1 pseudogene is annotated in these 1,945 nt (G+C 53.8%); it reads right to left on the bottom strand.

The window, feature by feature from the left end:
- Positions 1–173 precede the first annotated feature (173 nt).
- Positions 174–1,655, bottom strand: a pseudogene (locus tag B4113_RS08775) (transposase).
- Positions 1,656–1,945: the final 290 nt, after the last annotated feature.

The following is a 1,945-nucleotide window of genomic DNA, read 5'->3' as shown; positions in this document are numbered from 1 at the left end:
CGCTACTCACATTCTACAGGAAAGGTGCTCTTTTTTCTATACCCTTTGGATTTTATTGGATAATCAACACGCCTGTTGTAGACCAAGTTTCGTTAGGAACAGGTCTGCATGCGTTATTTTTTGTTTAACTGATGACGTTGCAAAAGTGTTACGGAAACGGAACATCCACTTTCCTAGAAGGCCGGTGAATTAATGGGGCATAGACTCCCCTCATGTCGAATTTTGGAGACCATTCTCCCCGCCATTTGGCGCCAAAGGACGGGAGGACGAGCAGGACTTCCTGCTCCAAATTCCATTTTTGCGCACGCCAAAGAGCCGGTCTCCCCTCGTTTTTTTCGAAACCGGCACAATCGCTTCAGATTTTGCACGACGGCGGTCAACAGCGCCTGTTCTTCCATGGCGTCCAGGCCTCGGCTTCGGGCCCGGTCCAGCCCATGACATTCCTTCCCTTCGGCAAACACATGCTCACAACGCGTGCGAAGGGCTTGAATGGATCGATAACCGCCCTGTTGCTGAATGAGCCTCGCTTGGTTGCGAATCTGAACTTCCCGGACGTTCGCTTAGCGTAGTGCTTCCTGAGCGGGATCCTTCGCCCGGCGCTTCCAGGTTGGAATTTCTTCCATCTCCTTGCGGCGCAGCGACACGAGCGGCGTGATGCCTTGGACGAAGAGCTCTTTCAAATACTCCGTGGTGCCATACGCTTTGTCTGCGGACAAGGTTCGAATCGTGATCGACGGGTGGCGAAACCGAATGGAAGCCAGCTGCTCCAAACTCGTCTCCCGTTCCGCCGTTCCGGTGGCGAGGCTGGCCCGTCTGGACAAAATCACGCGCGACTGGACGTCGATGACGTCGTGCACCAGATACCGAGGATACGCTTCCTGCCCTTTGCCTTTCTTGTACAACCGGGCATCCGGATCCGTCACGCTTCGATGGGTTTGGTTGGAAAACGTGGTTCCACGGAAGTTTCCTCGTTCTCCGGCATGGACGCGTTCCCCTGATGGCGGAGACGGAGAAGGCGGGTCGTCATCAGGATCCCGATCCGTCTCCGGGGACTCGGCCTGTTCATCTTCCCGGGCGGTGCGGGCGAGGTAGTCCTCCAACGGTTCCACCGGAGCGAGCTTGACTTCCCGCAAGCTGTGGATCGAAGCATTCGCCCGCACTTGAGTGCCATCGGCCGCCGCATGTACATTCGGCGAGACCAGTCCCGCTGCGATGCACTGATCCACCACGTAGGTCATCAGCCGATCAAAGATTCCGTGTTGGCGCCAGCGCTTCCGTGTTTTGACGAGCGTCGTTCGATCCGGCAGTGTGGGGTGATGAGGATCCGGATGGAGCACGGATTCAAAGTCGAGACCGCAAAACCACAAGTATCCGGCATGCATGGGGAGGATCTCATACAACTCCCGCTCGGAGTGGTCGAACAAATACGATAGCAGCATCAGGCGAAGCAGCCGTTCCGGATCCGCCGTCGGGCGACCCGTTTTTTCCGTGTACAGGGGAGCCACCCAATCGTGAATGACGGAAACGTCAACCGCTTCGTTGATTTGGCGTAGGATATGATGTGGGGGAACCCGTTCCTCCATGTCGATGACTTGAAACAGACGAGGCTGAGTCGAAGGATGTTTGGGGGCTTTCATGATCCGCTCACGCACCATTCCAACGATTCTTCTTCCTTTTTTCGACATCAGCCCCCTACATCCCTGCCTTAGCGTGTACTTTTTCACCGGCCTTTTAGAGTTATGAAGAATAAGCCGAAATGCTTCCATCATAAGTGCATTCGCGATCAAGATGGCTTCTCCGATCGATAGTTGACTTACAATTGGATCACTTTGATCACAATCGGAAATCTCATCAAAAATGTCAGTTGCTAGAATGAGAAGTTCAATAGCAGCAGCATGACTAATAATAGATTGTATGCAAGTGTCATCTTTCAAATGGAAGGAGG

The organism is Geobacillus sp. B4113_201601 (genome assembly GCF_001587475.1).
Taxonomy (GTDB): domain Bacteria; phylum Bacillota; class Bacilli; order Bacillales; family Anoxybacillaceae; genus Geobacillus; species Geobacillus icigianus.
Note: the sequence above shows the minus strand (reverse complement) of the source record. Positions and strands in the feature narration are given on the sequence as shown.